This window comes from Rhizobium sp. PRIMUS64, from assembly GCF_023006465.1.
Lineage (GTDB): Bacteria > Pseudomonadota > Alphaproteobacteria > Rhizobiales > Rhizobiaceae > Rhizobium > Rhizobium leguminosarum.
Genome location: NZ_JALBGX010000002.1, coordinates 1 through 17,746, shown reverse-complemented (window position 1 = coordinate 17,746; position 17,746 = coordinate 1). Strand labels below are relative to the sequence as shown.

Below are 17,746 nucleotides of genomic sequence, written 5' to 3'. Positions count from 1 at the left end.
TGATTTGGTCCTATTCTGCGGCTGCCGCATTGCTGACGGCAAAGCGATTGACTGGACGCTTGAGGCCGAGATTTTCTCGAAGTGTCGTGCCCTCGTACTCGGTGCGGAAGAGGCCGCGGCGGCGCAGCTCCGGCACGACGAGCTCGATGAAATCGGCAAGGCCGCCCGGCATGATCGGCGCCATGATGTTGAAGCCGTCCGCGCCGTAGTTTTCGAAACGCTCTTCCATGACGTCCGCGATCTGAGACGGCGTGCCGACGACCTGCCAGTGTCCGCGTGCGCCGGCGATCCGCAGATAGAGCTGCCGGATGGTGAGGTTTTCCCGGCGGGCGAGATCGAGCACTAGTTCCTGCCGGCTCTTTCCGGCATTTGTCACCGGCAGATCGGACGGAATCGGACCATCAAGCGGATAGGGGCTAAGGTCGACACCGCTCAGCTGTGACAACAGGTTAAGGCCAACCTGCGGCTGGATCAGCTCCTGCAGTGCTTCGAACTTCTCCTGAGCTTCCGTCTCGCTGCGGCCGACGACGGGAAAGATGCCGGGCAAGATCTTGAGATCGTCCGGGGAGCGGCCGTATGTGCCGAGCTTTCCCTTGACGCTGGCATAAAAGGCCTTGGCCTCATCGAGCGTGATGTGCGCGGCGAAAATCGCCTCTGCGGTGCGGGCGGCGAGCTCCTTGCCAGGCCCCGACGCCCCGGCCTGAACCAGGACGGGGCGTCCTTGCGGCGAACGCGGAATGTTCAGCGGGCCACGCACCTTGAAGTGCCGCCCCTTATGATCAAGCCTGTGTAGCCTTTCCGGATCGAAATAGCGGCCGCTCTCCCGATCGCGGATAAAGGCATCGTCATCCCAGCTATCCCAGAGACCAAGCACCACGTCGGCGAATTCCTCGGCCCGATCGTAGCGATCGGCATGCAGGATCTGCTCCTCATGACCGAAATTATAGGCGGCCTCAGGGTCTGACGACGTCACCAGGTTCCAGCCGGCGCGGCCGCCGCTCAACCTGTCGAGCGATCCGAATTGGCGGGCAAGGTTGTAAGGGTCGGAGAAACTGGTCGAGGCCGTGGCAATCAGGCCGATATTGCGCGTGACGCTTGATAGCGCAGACAGAAGAGTTATCGGCTCAAAGGGGTAGACGCCGCTATGGGCCTTCCGGCTTGCGGCTTCGACATCCTTCAACCGGGCTGCCACGCCGTCGGCGAAAAAGATCGCGTCGAACTTCGCCGCTTCGGCAAGCTTGGCGAGTTCGAAATAGTTCTCGAAATCCGTCCCAACCGAAGCCTTGGGATGGCGCCATGCCGCGACGTGATGGCCGGTAAACAACAGGAATGCGCCAAGCTTGATCTTATCTTTACGTCTGCCCATGAAATGTCCCTTCAGCGGTACATTGCCGGCACCGGGAATTCGCCCGAAAGGAGCCAGGTGCCGACAGTCCGCTTTTTGTATTCGGCTGGATTATGGAGAGTGTGGGTGCGGACATTGCGCCAAAACCGGTCGAAACCGTTGGCGTTGGTTGCCGAGCGCGCTCCCATGACCTCGAAGATTTCGCTCGAAACTGCCAGTCCGGCCTCGCCCGCATAGACATTGGCTGTCGCGATGTCGATTGCCGCGGCACCCCGATCACCGGCTGTCAGGCCGGGACCTTGGTTGAAGGCATCATCGAGGCTGCGGGCAGCCTTGTCTGCAAGTTCGGTCGCGGCGAGCGTCTTGATGTAGAGTTCGCCATATTGCCGTTTGATCCACGGATCGTCGGTGTGTTTTTCTACGCCGGAATAGATCCAGGGACGCGACAGGGCCGAGGTATATTCCCTGCCTTCGTCCAGAGCGCCTTGGGCGCTGCCGACGAAGACATTGAGAAGGACGCTCTGCTGCAACAGCGACGTCAGCGAGGTGTAGGGTGTCAAAGGCACCTGCGGCGAACTGATCAGCTCTTCGTCGAGGATCTCCAGATCTTTGAAGCTGACGGTGCCGCTGCCCGTCTGGCGCTGCCCGATACCATCCCAGTCGTCTTCGATCACGATGCCGGCCCGGTTAGCCGGAACAGCGGCAGTCAGCCGCTCTCCTTGCGGATTTTCCCATGACACCTGGATATAATCGGCAACGTGTGATCCGGAGGAAAACGGGCGCGTGCCGTTTACGACCCAGCCGGTGTCGATGCGTCGACCCGACGAGGTTTTCGACATCGCATTGCCGGAGTTGCCCCACATCAGATTTCCGGCGGCTGACGCTCGCAGCCAGTGGTCTTTTTGCGCGTTCGAACCACGAAAAAGGACGAGGTTGAGGGGAAGATGATGGTAGCCGTAGAGATGGGCCAGCGAGCCGTCGGTGCGCGCGAATTCTCGCACGACACGCAGGATTGACAGCCAGGAGGCTCCCCGCCCGCCGTAGCCGACTGGGATCTGGGCAGACGGTAAGCCGCTTTCTTTGAGAAGCCGAATCTGCTCGACCGGCCTGCCACCCTGCTTGTCGCGCTCGACCGCGTCTTGATGGAAGATCGCCTTCAGCTCGACAGCCCGGGCAACGAAGGGATCCGTTGTATCGCGCTCGAAAGACATATTAGCCCCGTGTTTCTTGGCCTTGCGGGCCACGCTTCGGGCTCAAAGGTTCGGCGAATGTCGGTTCAAGTCCAGCAATATCTATTTGAGTTCACGGCAAGAGATTCTTTCTCGCCGCCATATTGCGGCCTCCCTCGCGGATTGCGGTTGACCGAGGGCAGACGATCCGCGCCTCCTCCATCCGGATTTCGCTTCCGCGAACTGCTGGAATCGTTCTGGATCCAAGGCGAGCATACCCAGCGAGATCTCCCGGCTGCGGAAGGGTGGTCACGCAAGTGCGCGGAAACCGGTCAGGGGTTCCGGGATGCTTAGCAAGCCAGCGAAACAGAGCTGGTCTGTCGTTATCGCGAGCAGAAGCGCAGACCAAGGAGGGCGAGAGAAATCTGGAAGGCCTGCTCCGTATGTTGACGGTGTGAGTCCTGACTGACGAGAGAACAACGAAACCCCTGCAGCAAAATATTGCATAGCGGTTTCGGTCTTTGGATGGCGCGTAGGCGTTATCGGAAGCGCCCGCGCTGAATCATGACCTCGTCCGCACCACTGCCTGCCGCGGGAGGAGAACCTCTCCAGAAGATGTCCCCATTCCGCTAACGGCGAGGGGAACGTCATACCGCGTCGGGCACGATATTCCGAGTTTCGTGTGCAGCCTGGAGGCTGATTCAGGCAAAAACGGGAGCAAACAAAGAGCGACCATGGCGAGGCCATCCGGACCGATGCCGTTGCCCGCCGATTTTCCGATCTTTCGCCGTCTACCGTTAGGTAGCCATGAACGAAGATCGATGACGGGAGCAGCACTCCGGCAGACAGGAGTATCGCTGGCCAGTAAATCGCGTGAAACTTGGAAATTCCCTTGCGGACAAAGTGGGAGGGTTCGCCTTGCTGTGCCCAGTTTCGCCAGAACAGGGTTTCGTCGGAACCGTAATCGAGCCCTCTGAGATAGTTCGCCAGAGCCTAGAACCAGACATAGATAACCTCGTTGCTCCCAGGCACGGGCACGCCCAGCCGCGTGCTCGTTCAGCACTACGCGACACACTGATGTCCTCTAGTCCCCACCGAAGCCATCGACTCTTTTCTTCCGTCAGCGAATAACGACTGGGTTCACCGCTCCAGATCAACCACCGGCGCGCTGCCGAACATGCTCTTGTACTCGCGGCTGAATTGCGACGGGCTTTTATAACCCACCTCATATGCCACGCGCGACACATTGGTGCTCCCGCCGGCAAGGAGCTTCCGCGCCTCAAGCAAACGGATATGGCGTTGAAACGCAAGTGGGCTGAACCCGGTGACTTCCTTGAAATGCCTGTGAAAGCTTGTAACGCTCATGTGAGAAGCCGCCGCCAGCCCAGGAATATTGACAGGCTCGCTATGATTGGAAGCGAGCCAATCGGCCGCCGACTTGAGTTGTTGAAATCGGCCGTTTCTCTGGCTGACCTGTCGGAGCGTGTCGCCCATCGAGCTCTGAAGCAGGCGATAATAAAGCTCAAACTCGTAGTGCGGTGCCAGTGCACCGATATCGTCGGGCGCTTTCAGCAGCCCTACGAGGCGAGCAAATGCGTCGCCGACGGGTCCTTCCAGACCGCCGGCGGCGACTGCGCATGTCCAACGGTCCTCACGCTTGGGGATATCGAGCATGACGCGCGTCAGAATATCGGCATCAAGATGAAGGCTGATGCCGACATAGGGGAAATTAGGCTTAGCGCCGGTCAATTGGTGGCTGTAGGGCAGGCCAAAGGACGATACCGCGCAAGCGCCTGTGGCCAGTTCGAACCGATTGGCGCCCATGATCAAGACTTTGGTTCCGCGCAATACCGCATAGAACATGGGTTCGAACACCGCCGGAGTGGGCGACGTGGCCCTTGTGCTTGTCCAAATCGTCAAGCGCGGAACGGGGGTAGGAACGCCGACTGTACCCGCATGCGCCGAAACAAACGGAGCAACGGCGTTCAGCAGAAGTGTCGATGGCTTCACAGGGTCGAACATCACGCCAGCATGTAGTGATTTGGTAGGATCAGGCAAGTGTCTGGGAAGATCAGGAATGTTGCCTGCGTCGCAACTGCCTATTTTGAGGCTCAACAAAAAAGCCTGCCGGAGCAGCCCGTAGCGAGGAATGAGCCTCCAAATCGGCGTCAAGGCGACAGGAATAGGAAAGGGTTCGACCATGCAGGAACTAGCTGGAAAGAATGCGCTCGTCACTGGTGGATCGCGTGGCATCGGGGCTGCGATCGCGATTGCTCTGTCGGAGAAAGGTGCGAACGTTGCGATAACGTACGAGCGATCCGCCGACAGCGCGGAGCGACTTTTCCGGACTATTGAAAGGAATGGGGGCAAGGCAATGGCGATACAGGCCGACAGCGCGGATCCTTCGGCCATCCAGCGGTCGGTGGACGAAACTGTCCGCACGCTGGGCGGTCTCGACATTCTCGTCAACAATGCGGCGATCGCGCGATACAACAACATTGCAGATTTCACGATCGAGGACATCGACGCGCTGCTTGCCGTTAACGTGCGTGGGCCTGTTCTGACCGCAAAGGCTGCCATCCCCCACCTCAAGGAAGGCGGGCGCATCATTACCATCGGATCAGCGGGCGCGGATCGCATAGCCGGCGTGCCTGGTACGGTCTACTATATGACCAAAGGCGCGCTCCAGGCATTCAACCGTGGCCTCGCCCGCGAACTGGGCGCCCGAGATATAACGGTTAATCTCGTCCAGCCTGGATCGACAAATACTGACGCGAACCCCGAGACGGGGGAATTCGCCGACTATCAGCGTGGTCTAAGCGCCCTTGGCCGCTTTAACCAGCCGGAGGATGTCGCAGCAGCAGTCGCTTTCCTCGCGACGCCGGCCGCCCGGCAAATCACCGGCACCATCCTTACGGTGGACGGCGGCGCGCTTGCGTAGTGTTTGGTAATGGCTGTTGGTTGCTCGGGCTGACGGCGTTCTACTCAAAGTATCTGCTGACATAGTCGCGGGCCTGCGCGTCAGCTCCGGGACCGTCTCGATCTGCCGCTCTATATCCGTTAGACGGGCTGTTCGTTTCCTTGCCCGCTATGATCGAAACACTCGATGAGCATTTCGGTCAGGACGCGGACCTTTCTAGAGGGGTGCTGTCCCGGCGGACGAACGACATAGATTCCGGCCGGTGGTGGCGGATGATTTTTCATGACCGTCACTAGCGCGCCGGAATTGATATAGCCCTGGGTGAGGCCATCGGGGAGGGCAGCGATACCCAAACCGGCCGCGGCAGCGACGACGAGAGCCGCCCCGTTGTCAGCCTTGAAACGGCCCTGCGGGCGAATGGTCAGGATCTTGTCGCCGTCCATCACCTGCCACGTTTCCATCCCCTGCATAAGCGCCTGATGCGTGACGAGTTCCTCCGGTGTTTCGGGGGAGCCATGGGCTTTGATATAGGCGGGGCTCGCGACATATTTTCCGTGGAGGGGGCCGACTCGTCTTGCAATCAGGTTGGAATCTTGCAGCATGCCAACCCGGATCGCGCAATCAAACCCTTCCGCGATCATATCAACGAAACGGTCGCTATAGCTGGTCTGGATCTGCAGTTGCGGATGGCGAGATGCCATTTCCGCCAGAACAGATGCAAAGTGGGTGGGGCCGAAGGAAAGGGGTGCGGCTACTCTCAGGCGGCCGCTCAGTTCGCCGGCGGGCAGGATCGTGTCTCTGGCCAAATCGATCTCGGCGCTGACCCTGGCGGCATAATCCCGGAAAGTGGCGCCCGCTTCCGTCAAGGACGCGCCGCGTGTCGACCTTGCAAGCAGCTGGACGCCAAGCTCAGCCTCAAGCCTTACGAGCCGTCGGCTGACCATTGATTTGGAGACACCCAGCCGGAGCGCAGCAGGCGTCACTCCGCCGGCATCCGCAACCTCCACAAACGTCCGCAGATCTTCGATCTCCATCCTGTGTTCCTCGTTCCGCGACACTGTTCGGCACAAACGATGACTACCGCATCGAAATCGGGAATGACAAGATCCTTTCTCAGACGGCGCTTCGGAGGGTGTTCGCCCCTCCTGCAGTGTGTCTCAATCAACCGCCAACATAGGATGTAAATATGACCTTTCGTAACGGCCTTGACTCACTTCTTCGTCCCGAAGACTCCGTCCTCGTCATGATCGACCACCAGCCTTATCAGCTCGCAAACGTGAACAGCCACGATCCGCAGGCGGTCGTGAACAACACGACGGCGCTTGCGAAAGCGGCAAAGGTTTTCAACGTCCCTACGATCCTGACAAGCGTGATTGCCGGTCGCGGTGGCTTGCTCTTCAAGCACCTCACCGAAGTTTTCCCTGGGCAGGAGGTGATCGACCGCACATTCATCAACACCTGGCAGGACTCGAAAGTGGTGGACGCGGTCAAGGCCACCGGCCGCAAGCAGCTCATCATTGCTGGTCTGTGGACCGAAGTCTGCGTTGCGATGCCGGCTATCCAGGCTGCCGGCGAGGGCTGGGACGTTACGGTGATTACCGACGCATCGGGTGGCACCTCGGTCGAAGCGCATCAGGTCGCCATCCAGCGGATGATCGGGGCCGGCATCAACATGATGACCTGGCTCGCGATCGCCGCCGAATGGCAGCGCGATTGGGCTCGCGAGGAGACCGCGGCTGCACTGACGGACGTCATCATCGAGCATGCCGGTGGTAGCGGCATCGCCTATCTGTGGGAGCAGCAGCTCCTCAATACGCCGGTTCAGGCGGCCAGCCAGGCCGGTCTTTAAAAGCTGACTGGGATGGCGGAATCTCGAATTGGTGTCACCGTAAAGGCCCCAAAGTCGAGCCTCGCCATCCCGACTCAAGTTCACGCTTGGCCCAGCCGTCCACCGACGCTGCGACCACCGTGACGGCGACAATCTGAGGGCGGAAATGAAACTGGCCTGGTAGCGACGACAACGAACCGCGCAATCAACTTAAGGACCAAGCATGGAAATTGGTATCGACAGCTTCGCAGCCATCCTTCCTGATCCGAAAACGGGTAAGCTCCCGTCACCGTCGGATCGCATGGCCGAGCTTATCGAGGAGGTCGTTGTCGCTGATCGCGTCGGGCTCGACGTCTTCGGTATCGGTGAGCATCATCGGGCTGAGTTTCTCGACTCCGCTCCGACTGTCATTCTGGCCGCGGCCGCGGCCCGCACTACCCGTATCCGGTTGGCGAGCGCGGTCACGGTTCTAAGCGCGGCCGATCCGGTGCGTGTCTTCCAGGAATTCGCGACGCTCGACTTGATTTCCAGGGGGCGTACCGAGCTCGTGGTCGGTCGAGGCTCCTTTGTCGAGGCCTATCCGCTATTCGGCCTGGATACGCGTCATTATGACGAGCTCTTCGCCGAAAAGCTCGATCTGTTTCTCAAGCTCGGCGAGACGAGAGATATCACCTGGGAAGGCCGCTTTCGTCCGCCACTCAAAGGGCAAGGCGTCTTTCCGCGTCCACATCAATCGCGGCTTCCAATCTGGATCGGCGTCGGCGGTTCTCCAGAATCCTTCGCACGCGCCGGTGTACTTGGCCTTCCCTTGATGGTGGCGATCATCGGCGGCAGCTTCGAGCGCTTCCGGCCACTTGTCGATCTCTATCGCGAAAGTGGCCTGCGCGCCGGGCATGATCGCCAAAAACTTAAGGTGGGCGTCCATGCAATGGGTTTCGTCGGCGAGACCGACACTGCTGCAAAGGATGCCTTCTTTCCCGGATGGGCGCAACTGACGACGAAGATAGGCCGTGAGCGCGGCTGGTCGCCTCCGACGCGACAACAGTTCGAGATCATGGCGGGTCCCGACGGTGCATTCCTGATCGGCGATCCGAAAACTGTAGCGGCCAAGATGCTGCAGGCAAGCGAAACGCTTGGCGGCCTTTCGCGCATCACCTTTCAAATGAGTACGGCTTCGCTTGAAACGGCCGCGATGAAGCTGTCGATCGAGCTTCTGGGCACGCAGGTCGCTCCGATCATCAGGGCGGCGCGATAGGACGGGTATCCACGGTGTCGCAACGGAGGAATGCCAGATGGACATCGAAGATCTGCGGGTATTCGTCGAGGTTGCCGATTCGGGAGGTATCACTTCGGCTGCGCGTCGACTGGGGGTCTCCAAGTCGATGGTCAGCCGCGCCCTTATCAGGATCGAGGGAGCACTCGGAACCCAGCTTCTTGCACGAACGACCCGGGGAGCCGGTCTGACGGAAGCAGGGGTCCTGTTTCGGGATCATGCAGCGCGGGTATGTGCCGAGATCGACACTGCGCGCGAGGCGATCCTGCCCGAAGGTGACCTTCGTGGACGCTTCCGAATTGCAGTTCCGCTGACATCTGGTCCGGTACATTTCGCACCGGTTCTGGCCAAGATGGCGCGCCACCACCCGCAGCTTCAGATCCATGCCGACTATAGCGATCGGTTCGCTGACTTGATCGTCGACGGGTTCGATTGTGCAATCCGTGTCGGCGCTCTTCGCGATTCGAATTTGATCGCAAAACGCGTCGGCCAGATCTACGGCAAGCTGGTGGCGAGTCCGGACTATATAAGATTGCATGGCTCGCCGGAGAAGCCGGAAGAGATAGCATCACACCACGCTCTGGTCGGTGCGGAGACTTGGCGATTCATGGATGGCGAGAAAATCATCACAGTGCAACCGCAGGGCCGCTTCAGGACCGACAACGGCATGGCGCTTGCGAGCGCGGCCGCTGAAGGGCTCGGCATCGCCTGGCTCCCCGATTGCGTCACCCGCGACTACCTCGCTTCAGGGGCTCTCGTTCCTATCATGACACGTTTCCCGCTACCGGTCGGCGGGGTCTATGTCGTGCGGCCTCCCAGCCCGCACCCATCCCGAAAGGTTCGGATCCTCTCGGAGTTCCTGATCGAATCCTTTGAGAAAGACGGGCATCTTTGGGGTGCCGAGACTGATGCCGCGACAGCGGGTTCCGCTTTCCGCGACACAGTGTAGCGTTTCCCAAACCTAGTCGCGGGTGCTGTAGCTTTCTAGTTTCGGTGGCGGCTTTGGCCAACCGGGTAGCAGAGCGGAAGGGAAGCTCGGCGGCGCTAACCCTGCACACTGAAAAGGAGAACATGCATGAGTTGGAACCCCGCAATCGCGCCAGCCTGTCCTGAAGATATCGGCTTGGATGCGATCGACACTCTCATCATTCCACGTTCGCGCGACCTTGGTGGCTTTGAAGTTCGGCGCGCCTTGCCTGCACCGAAGCGCCAGATGGTGGGACCTTTCATCTTCTTCGATCAGGTCGGGCCTGCGGAATTCCTGACTGGACAGGGCATCGATGTGCGGCCGCATCCGCATATTGGCCTCGGCACCGTTACTTACCTCTATCGCGGCGAATTTCATCACCGCGACAGCACCGGGGCCGACCAGATCATCCGTCCCGGCGAGTTGAACTGGATGGTTGCCGGGCGAGGTGTTTCCCACTCCGAGCGCACCACAGCGGCGGGTCGAAGCGGGCCACAAAGCCTGCTGGGAATACAGACCTGGGTGGCGCTTCCCGACAGCCACGAAGACATGACGCCCATGTTTGAACATCATGGTAAGAACACGCTTCCGATGGTCGAGGATCGCGGTGTCAAGCTGCGGCTTATCCTGGGTAATGCCTACGGCGAGGCCGCTCCCGCAACGATGTTTTCCGATACTTTCTATGCCGATGTTGCACTGGAGGCAGGCGCTCGCCTGCCCTTGCCGGATAATCATGAGGATCGCGGGATCTATATCGTTGAGGGCTCGATCTCGATTGCTGGCCAGGACTTCGAAGCACCGCAGATGATGGTGTTCCGTCCCGGTGACAGGATCACGGTCACCGCCGGGGGCCAAGGTGCAAGGCTGATGGCACTTGGCGGAGCCACACTTTCAGGACCACGCCACATCTGGTGGAACTTCGTCGCTTCTTCCAAGGAGCGTATCGAAGAGGCCAAGGCCGAGTGGCGCGCCCAGAACTGGGGGAAGGGCCGTTTCGATCTCCCGGTTGACGACAGGGATGAGCACATTCCCTTGCCCGATTGATTTTTGCCGATCGGCTTCAATTTGGAGACCAACTGAGAGGGGCGGGTCGGCGCCTTAAACACGAAGGAAATACGATGAGCGAAGAGGTTGAACGGGAAGATGGCGTGTCGAAGGGGCGGTACCGGATTGTCGTTGATCGATCCGAGGCCGAAATGACATACAGCCGAGCGGGGCAAAAGCTGATCATCATCGACCACACGGATGTTCCTGCCGCGTTGCGCGGTCGAAAAATCGGCGAGCAATTGGTCCGGCAGGCGGTAGAGGACGCCCGGCGCGAAGGCATCTCGATCATACCGCTTTGCCCATTCGCGAAAGCGCAGATAGAGCGCCATGCGGAATGGCAGGATGTTTTGAGAAAGTGAAAAATTTTGCCGAACGCGGAAGAACACCCACCTGTTTCAAGAGGCGAAGCAGGCCCTTCAAGCTGCTGCCGGAGAGATAAACAATGGCCGAAAGCACTCCTGATCTAACTTTGGCAGAGCGCCAGATCGCCGAGGTCATCAGTCGCACCGACAAGACTCTTGCTGCCGCGGTCTCCTGTGCTCTGGAGGATGCGACCAAACAAGCTGCCGAGGATATGCGAGCGATCGGCCAGGAAGATGCTGTGCCGGCAATGAAATATTTCGCGGCAGTTGTTCACCAGCGAATGTATTGTCTCATGTGTGGCGCAGACCCGGATACATTCGAAGGGGGAAACCCTGAAACTGCGTACCACGTCATCCGCAACTCCCAGAATATCGCCAAGCATTATTGGTCAGCAGACGTTGAGCCTTACCCAGCGAAATAGCGGTGGATCATCCATTGGCATCCAGCACCGCGCCATTATTGCGTCGGCGGCACCTTTCGTTGCGGATCAGCTCGGCACTAACAGAAAACCATTTCGACGTTCGGAAGGAACTGGCCGCGTCGGCGATCGCTGATCCAGGTCAGATTTATGTATAATCGGGAATCGCGGCGGCCTATTATCCGCCGGCAATTCTGCCAACGCATCCTATCCGCAACATATGCACGCTGCCAGACAGCTTCCGGCAACCGGCTACCCAATACGCACCCGACCCGCCCGCTTGACCGCGAGGGTTCGACCGGGAACTTGATTGAATTCAGGCCAAGTGATCTCTTGTACCAAGGCGCAGAGTGGGAGCGAGCCGGTCGAGCTCGCAATCTTGACGTTACCCACACGCTGATCGTTCGTCTTGCCTGCCGAGGCCCGCCGCGCCGTCCTTGACGGCCGCGCTTCCGAAACGTTCGATGAGCATTTCAGTGAGGGTTCTCACCTTTCGCGAGGGATGCTGGCCGGGTGGCCTTACGACGAAGATGCCGGCTGGCGGAATCGGATGGCGCGTCATGATTGGCACCAATGCGCCCAAACGAATATGATCCGCGACAAGCGGTTCTGGCAGATAGCCGATCCCAATACCATCCAGAGCGGCAGATACGAGCGATATTCCGCTGTCGGCTACGAACCGTCCCTGCGGACGCACCGTAATAATCCTATCGCCGTCCATGAATTGCCACCTCTCGTCGTCTCGCATGACGACTTGATGATTTGCAATCTCGTCCGGTGTTACCGGAGCGCCGTGAGCTTCTATGTATTCGGGACTCGCAACCAGTATCCCGAAGATCGATCCGACACGTCGTGCGATTAGGACGGAATCTTGGAGGTGGCCAACCCGAATGGCGCAGTCAAACCCCTCTCCGACGAGATCTACGAAACGATCGGTATAAGAAGAAAGGATTTGTAGTCGGGGATGTCTGCGCGCCATTTGAGAGAGGATAGGAGCAAAATGTGTTGGGCCAAAAGAAAGCGGCGCAGCGACACGTAACCGGCCGCGAAGATCTCCGGAGGGAAGAGTGGCCTCCCTCGCAACGTCAAACTCGCTGCAGATTTTTGCTGCGTGCTCGCGAAACGTCGCGCCAGCTTCGGTCAAGGAGGCGCCGCGCGTCGTTCGCGCGAGCAATTGAACGCCCAGGAATTGCTCAAGTCGCGCAAGCCTTCGGCTGACGAGCGATTTGGAAACGCCAAGCCGGCGCGCTGCCTGCGTGACGCCGGTGGCGTCAGCAACCTCCACGAAGGTGCGCAGTTCCTCAATATCCATTGGTGTTTCCTTTTAGGCGACATGGTGTCTCAGTTTGATGGCCTACCGTAGCCGAACTTGCAATGGCACTGTCCACCTGGACGTTTTCACAAGGGTTTTTGTCTTCCGACAAGTCGGCCTTCAACGACGGCATGCGAAAAAAGTGATGACCTTTCGCGACGGCTTGGACTCACTTCTTCGCCCGTCGCGCGCATCCGCACGGCACCGGCTCCGAGTAAAATCAGTAGAACGAGGGTAAAATGATCAGAAAGCTATTCATCGCGTTTGTGACAAGTTTTTCTTTCTCTGTAGTTCAGGCACAAACGACGCAGGAACAGTCCGGCGCCGATCTGATCGTTATCAATGCAAAGATCTTCACCGGCGGCCGTCCTCAGCCCGAAGCTTCGGCTTTGGCGGTCAAGAATGGCCGCATTTATTCCGTCGGCTCTGATGCGGACATTCTCGGTCTAAAGAACTCCAACACCGAGATTATTGATGCTCGCAGCCGCACACTCATTCCCGGCATCATTGATGCCCATATCCATGTCCTCAACGATCTGGCCTATAACTACAATGTTCGATGGGATGGCGTGCCGACGCTGCGCCGGGCGTTGACGATGCTGAGCGAGCAGGCCGCACGCACGCCGAAAGGTCAATGGGTCAAAGTGATCGGAGGCTGGTCGCCCTACCAATTTGAGGAGAACCGCTTCCCCACGCTGGATGAATTGCGCAGCGCCGTGCCCGATCGCCCCCTGATCGTGCAATATGCCTATAACCAAGCCTTCTTGAACAAGCAGGCGATGGAGGCGCTTGGCGTGGGTACCGATCGGTTCCCAAAGGTGCCGGACACCGAATTCGAAAGGGACAGCCGCGGTAATCCCACTGGTGTGATCCACGGTTATACTTGGTTGTTTCTCGCCCTCGAGAGCATGGTGCCGCAGCCCACGTTCGACGAACAAGTGAGTTCGATGGTCTATAGCATTCACGGTCTGAACCGGTTCGGCGTGACCTCGATCATCGATAACGGCGGTAGGTGGCCCTACCCGGAGGCCCAGGCGAGGGTAGACGTGCTTGCACGAGACAACCGTCTCAATGTGCGCATGCCCTTTGTGGACTTGCAACTCGGCGACGGCGGACCGGTGAACATGGTGGATCTGGAAATCGAGGCGATCACGAAAACGGCGCCGATAAGTGCAGGGCAAAACCTCCACCCCACCCTGGCACATGGCCATGAATATCGAGGTGCCGGGGAGGTTCTGAGCGGGGAAGTGCACGATCATGAGAACTTCGACCGTCCGGCGGTCATCATCGAGCCCGAGAAGATGCGGCGCTTCGTCGAGCAGGATGTGATGAAGCTGGTCCAGCGCCGCATCCCGTTCCGCATGCACGTCAGCTACAACGAGAACATCTCCCCCTTTCTCGACGCGCTGGAGAAGGTGAACGAAACGATCTCGCTCGATGGCCTGAAATGGAGTCTCGAGCACGCTGAGACCATCAGTCCGGAGAACATCGCTCGGGTGAAAAAGCTGGGTGGCGGAATTGCCCTGGACGCCAAAATGGCGCTGCACGGCGATGGGTTCATCAGGACATATGGTCGCGAGAAGGCGTTGGAGACGCCGCGTCTGCGCATGCTCGTCGATAGCGGCATACCGCTGGCCATGACCACCGACGCCTTCCGGGCAGCCACGTTCAACCCTTGGGTGGCTGTAAGTTGGATGGTCTCTGGCAAGGCTGTGTCCGGATCCGAGATACTTGCCGAGAACAATCGCCTATCACGCACCGAGGCGCTGAAACTGTTCACCAGCGGTGCCGCCTGGTTCGTGAATGCAGAAGCCGAACTAGGCATAATCGCACCCGGAAATCTGGCAGACTTCGCCGTTCTCGACAGGGACTACTTCGCCGTGCCGGAAGATCAAATCAGCTCTATATCCTCTGTACTGACTATTATGGACGGAAAGGTGGTGTTTGGCGCGCAGGACTACAGCGCTCTATCGCCAAAACTGCCCGACATCCTTCCGGCTTGGTCACCCGTAAAATACTTCGGCGGCTATCATGGGGAAAAATGAACCCAGCGGAACGGTTCCCCCTGCTCCACCGACAGTTCCATTTGTAGGAGCTCATTGGACCGCGGTTTCGCCGCCCGGCCGTACCCTACCGCGGAGAAAGAACCATCGCCTACATTGACAGCGATCGTTCAATACCCCGTCGAAAACAATGCGCGTCAACGGGGTCAAAAGTGGCTGACTTCCCCCTGCCTGCGAAGAGCCCGTCATCACTTTTCGCAGATGTGCGCGGACATCACGTTGCGATCTTTCGGGAACGTGGTTGAGTTGGCCGAAGTCATCCAGTAGCGCAGCCGCGCACGCCCCACGGACGAGCCCAAAACGATTTCACCATAAACGCGCCGAGTGACGGAATCGACCTTCAGCCGGTCGATTCGCAACTGGGGTGGCCGTGTGCGCCCCATGCTTCGCCGTGCCAATGGCGCGGCCTCGTCCACCCACCAGAAGCTGACGCAAGATGTGGCCACGTGCCGAACGCTGAAAGGCGAGCAGATGATTGACCAACGGAGTTGTTTCACCTCGCTTTTTTCAATGGCGCTCAGCCTTCGGTTCGTATCCATGGTGCGTTCACTCCTCCTTCCGCTTTTCGCCCTTGCATTTGCTCAAGGGGGCTACTGGTCAGCCCTGGCGGCGGATGATTTTTCCTTGGAGCAGAAGAGGCCCTCGATAAAAGCCGACCGTTCGCAGGAAGACTGGTCGCTTCTCGCGGATCCGAAACTGCGGAATGAGCCGCTGGATAGTCTCAAATACATTCCGTTGTTTCCCTCCAATCCCGACAGCTACATCTCGTTAGGGCTCAATCTGCGCGAGATCTTCGAAGTCAGTGATGCGCCGGCTTTCGGAACCGTGCCATCGAATCCTAGAGATTCTTATTGGTTACAGCGTGCGCAGTTCCAGATCGACGTTCACCTGGCCGAAAACTGGCAACTGTTTACACAATTCGAGGATGTGCGTGCGTTCGACAAGACGACGGTCAGCCCTAACGACGCAAACCGATTTGACCTTCGGCTCGCGTTCATCGGCTATACGCAGGAGACTGACCTAGGAACCTTCAGGGCAAGGGTCGGCCGTCAAGACTTCGCGTTTGACCTGGAGCGGTTCGTATCGGTGCGCGATGGACCCAATGTCCGCCAGGCGTTCGATGCCGTCTGGGCCGGGTGGGAGACGGAAGCATGGCGCTTCTATGGTCTTGTCAGCCAGCCGGTTCACTATCGGGATGACAACCCCTTCGATGATCGATCAAGCGGCGATGCACTGTTCAGCGGCGTCCGCGTCGAGCGGCAACTCTCGCCGACGATCGAGGCCTCCGCCTATTATGCGCTTTATCAGCGCAAGGACGCCACTTTTCTCACCGCGTCGGGTGAGGAGGACAGGCATGTGCTCGATATCCGGTCGGCCGGCAAATATGCCGGTTTCGACTGGGATGCGGAAGCGATGGGACAGGTTGGCCGGGTCGGCTCAGCCGACATTCTGGCCTGGGCCGTCGGTGCGAGGACTGGTTACACCTTCGAGGATGTCCCCTGGTCGCCGCGGATCGGTCTGCAGTTCGACGTGGCGTCCGGCGACCGGGACGCAGGTGATGGCACGCTTGGCACCTTCAACCCGCTGTTTCCGAACGGCTTCTATTTCTCGCTTGGCGGCCATACCGGATATGCTAACCTCATTCACCTCAAGCCGTCGATTACCGTTCAGCCGACAGAAGACCTGACCCTGATGGCCGGGGCCGGACTGCTCTGGCGACAGACAACACAGGACGCCGTCTACACCCTGCCAAGCGTTCCCGTCGCTGGCACGGCGGGTAACGGGCCGGCATGGACCGGAGCTTATGCGCAGGTCAAGGCGGACTACCGCTTCAATCCGAATCTCACGGGGTCGCTGGAGGCTGTTCATTACCAGGTCGGCTCGGCGCTCGAAGCTGTGGGCGGCCGCGACAGCAATTATCTCAGGGCAGAACTGAAGCTGGCCTGGTAACAATGCCGACGCTACAGTGTTCGCCGACGAAGGAAATCACCGATCGAAGTGCCAAGAAATTTCAGAATCTAACGTGCCTCGGTGGTTCGAGTCCACTCAAGGCGGTTACCTGTTATCGATCTGAATTATATTGCAGGCAGGCCATCCGTACCACCGACGGCATTCCAGTCGGAGGGCTGTGGCTGGTGGAAGTCACCCGTCGCGAGGACGTTGAACAACCGGTACTAGATGATCCTTTCTGACCAACCGGTCTTCGCCGTGACGTACGTATACTCGCCTGGCACCGGGTCTTCGCGGATAGTATGCGCCTTGGGGCGCGAGGGATAAGATGAACTTCTTTGATCATATCCGTCGCGGAAATCCTGTCTTTCGCACGCCGCAAAAGTGTGCGATTCATTCGCTACCGAAGCCTGGAAATGGAGGATATGACGATGGCTACAGCCCGGTATTTGGTCAACGATGTCGATATGTCCGTCGCCTTCTATACAGAGCAATTTGGTTTCACCCTTCAGCAGCAGTTTGGCCCGGCAATGGCGATATTGTCACGCGGCGATCTCACATTGTGGCTCGCCGGGCCGATGGCATCGGCCGCAAAATCTATGCCAGATGGACGCAAGCCGGAACCCGGCGGGTGGAACCGCTTCGTCTTGGAGGTTCCGGATCTGTCGCAGCTCGTCGCTGATCTGCGCAAACGAAACGTAGTTTTCAGAAACGAAATTGTTGAGGGGCCAGGCGGGCGACAGATCCTGTGCGATGATCCCTCAGGGAATGTTATCGAGCTATTTGAGGCGGCCTGAACCACCCTTTGAATGTCACATAAATCTGACGTTTGTGACAGGATTTTTCCTGGATTTTCAGCGCAGTCTATTTCGTCGCTTAACTCCGGGAGACCGTCTGAAAACTCAGCTGCCTGCTTCAGGAAGCCGTGAATATCGCAGTACGCGCCGTCTATTTGGGCCAGCGCTTGCCGAGCGACGTTTCCTTTGGCGACCGATATCCGAGCGCCCACCCATGAACTGACCATCGCCCGCGACGTGCTGCGCACCCGCCGCCGGGATGGGCGCTCGCTCGGCGCCGACGGCCTCCGCGGG

Annotated in this window: 15 protein-coding genes and 1 pseudogene; 10 read left to right on the top strand and 6 right to left on the bottom strand. The window is 59.0% G+C overall.

What is annotated here, in order from left to right:
- Positions 1 to 10 precede the first annotated feature (10 nt).
- From MOV76_RS01590 to MOV76_RS01575, 4 genes and pseudogenes are all read right to left on the bottom strand, one after another.
- Complete coding sequence (locus MOV76_RS01590; RefSeq protein ID WP_247263634.1) at positions 11 to 1,366, bottom strand: LLM class flavin-dependent oxidoreductase; 1,356 nt, start codon at positions 1,364 to 1,366, stop codon at positions 11 to 13.
- Between the two features lie 11 nt (positions 1,367 to 1,377).
- A complete protein-coding gene (locus MOV76_RS01585) occupies positions 1,378 to 2,556 on the bottom strand; it encodes an acyl-CoA dehydrogenase family protein (RefSeq protein WP_247263633.1) in 1,179 nt (392 codons plus the stop codon).
- A gap of 520 nt (positions 2,557 to 3,076) precedes the next feature.
- A pseudogene (locus MOV76_RS01580) lies at positions 3,077 to 3,614 on the bottom strand (class I tRNA ligase family protein); the annotation flags it as partial.
- A gap of 40 nt (positions 3,615 to 3,654) precedes the next feature.
- Complete coding sequence (locus MOV76_RS01575; protein WP_247263632.1) at positions 3,655 to 4,716, bottom strand: AraC family transcriptional regulator; 1,062 nt, start codon at positions 4,714 to 4,716, stop codon at positions 3,655 to 3,657.
- On the opposite strand from MOV76_RS01575, the gene MOV76_RS01570 reads away from it, so the two are divergent.
- Positions 4,715 to 5,455, top strand: coding sequence for an SDR family NAD(P)-dependent oxidoreductase (locus tag MOV76_RS01570; RefSeq protein ID WP_113544111.1), 741 nt, complete (start codon positions 4,715 to 4,717; stop codon positions 5,453 to 5,455). The two genes, MOV76_RS01575 and MOV76_RS01570, sit on opposite strands and share 2 nt — an antisense overlap.
- A gap of 119 nt (positions 5,456 to 5,574) precedes the next feature.
- On the opposite strand, the gene MOV76_RS01565 is transcribed toward MOV76_RS01570, so the two are convergent.
- A complete protein-coding gene (locus MOV76_RS01565) occupies positions 5,575 to 6,468 on the bottom strand; it encodes a LysR family transcriptional regulator (RefSeq protein ID WP_247263631.1) in 894 nt (297 codons plus the stop codon).
- 152 nt (positions 6,469 to 6,620) lie between these two features.
- Between MOV76_RS01565 and MOV76_RS01560 the strand changes: the two genes are divergently transcribed.
- The 6 genes from MOV76_RS01560 to MOV76_RS01535 all read left to right on the top strand — a co-directional run bounded on the left by MOV76_RS01560 (position 6,621) and on the right by MOV76_RS01535 (position 11,333).
- Complete coding sequence (locus MOV76_RS01560; RefSeq protein ID WP_112907568.1) at positions 6,621 to 7,283, top strand: hydrolase; 663 nt, start codon at positions 6,621 to 6,623, stop codon at positions 7,281 to 7,283.
- Between the two features lie 202 nt (positions 7,284 to 7,485).
- Entirely contained in the window at positions 7,486 to 8,517 is a 1,032-nt protein-coding gene (locus tag MOV76_RS01555; protein WP_210068710.1) for an LLM class flavin-dependent oxidoreductase, read from the top strand.
- A gap of 37 nt (positions 8,518 to 8,554) precedes the next feature.
- The gene (locus MOV76_RS01550) at positions 8,555 to 9,484 is read left to right on the top strand and encodes a LysR family transcriptional regulator (protein ID WP_210068708.1); all 930 of its coding nucleotides are present in this window, start codon (positions 8,555 to 8,557) and stop codon (positions 9,482 to 9,484) included.
- Between the two features lie 126 nt (positions 9,485 to 9,610).
- Positions 9,611 to 10,546, top strand: a complete 936-nt coding sequence (locus MOV76_RS01545) for a pirin family protein (RefSeq protein ID WP_130716191.1) — start codon at positions 9,611 to 9,613, stop codon at positions 10,544 to 10,546.
- A 74-nt stretch (positions 10,547 to 10,620) separates the two neighbouring features.
- Positions 10,621 to 10,908 (top strand): GNAT family N-acetyltransferase, encoded by a 288-nt coding sequence (locus MOV76_RS01540; RefSeq protein ID WP_018444476.1) that lies wholly within the window; start codon positions 10,621 to 10,623, stop codon positions 10,906 to 10,908.
- A gap of 83 nt (positions 10,909 to 10,991) precedes the next feature.
- A complete protein-coding gene (locus MOV76_RS01535; protein WP_247263630.1) occupies positions 10,992 to 11,333 on the top strand; it encodes a hypothetical protein in 342 nt (113 codons plus the stop codon).
- Positions 11,334 to 11,715: 382 nt separating this feature from the next.
- On the opposite strand, the gene MOV76_RS01530 is transcribed toward MOV76_RS01535, so the two are convergent.
- Complete coding sequence (locus MOV76_RS01530) at positions 11,716 to 12,642, bottom strand: LysR family transcriptional regulator (protein WP_112907563.1); 927 nt, start codon at positions 12,640 to 12,642, stop codon at positions 11,716 to 11,718.
- A gap of 239 nt (positions 12,643 to 12,881) precedes the next feature.
- Here MOV76_RS01530 and MOV76_RS01525 point away from each other — a divergent pair, with 239 nt between their 5' ends.
- From MOV76_RS01525 to MOV76_RS01515, 3 genes are all read left to right on the top strand, one after another.
- Positions 12,882 to 14,687: an amidohydrolase gene (locus MOV76_RS01525; RefSeq protein ID WP_247263629.1), complete on the top strand. Its 1,806-nt coding sequence runs from the start codon at positions 12,882 to 12,884 to the stop codon at positions 14,685 to 14,687.
- Between the two features lie 489 nt (positions 14,688 to 15,176).
- Positions 15,177 to 16,655 (top strand): alginate export family protein, encoded by a 1,479-nt coding sequence (locus tag MOV76_RS01520; RefSeq protein WP_247263702.1) that lies wholly within the window; start codon positions 15,177 to 15,179, stop codon positions 16,653 to 16,655.
- 416 nt (positions 16,656 to 17,071) lie between these two features.
- Positions 17,072 to 17,452: a VOC family protein gene (locus MOV76_RS01515; RefSeq protein ID WP_247263701.1), complete on the top strand. Its 381-nt coding sequence runs from the start codon at positions 17,072 to 17,074 to the stop codon at positions 17,450 to 17,452.
- Positions 17,453 to 17,746: the final 294 nt, after the last annotated feature.